General features: G+C 29.4%; 1 protein-coding gene. It reads right to left on the minus strand.

Going from position 1 to position 524, the window contains the following annotated elements:
* Positions 1 to 479: YitT family protein (locus tag IE142_RS40435; protein WP_229831322.1), on the minus strand; the 479-nt coding region annotated here is incomplete at its 3' end.
* Between the last annotated feature and the right edge of the window lie 45 nt (positions 480 to 524).

Raw genomic sequence — 524 nt, forward strand, 5'->3', positions numbered from 1 at the left:
ATTTCTTTAAGTTTTTGTTCTTCGAGTTTATTAATAACACAAGAAATTTCTACAAATGAATTATTTTCTTCATCAATAGTCACTTTTGTAAATGTGCAATACCTTCCCAGTCTTTCTTTAATTTCTTTATTCATAATGTCATAATCTTTTGTAATAATTTTAAACGTTTTCGAACCACTTAGTCCTTCTTCAATAATATGTATAACTTTTGAAGCAATAAAATATGCGAGCGCTGATAAAATGGCACCTTTAAAGCCAAAAACAGTAGAAACAAGTATAAATACGAATGTATTGAGAAATAAAATTAAATCACTTGTTCCGAAAGGTAACTTTCTAGATAATAAAACGGCTAACATATCTATACCATCTAATGCCCCACCATTTCTAAGGGCAAGACCCATGCCTAATCCAATAACAACTCCACCAACTACAGTAATAAGTAGTGAATCACCTTCAATAATTGTTGGTACATGATGCATAATCGAAGTGAATATAGATAATGATAAGATACCTATTATTGAAAA

It is taken from the genome of Streptomyces mutabilis, from assembly GCF_014649815.1.
GTDB lineage: Bacteria > Actinomycetota > Actinomycetes > Streptomycetales > Streptomycetaceae > Streptomyces > Streptomyces mutabilis.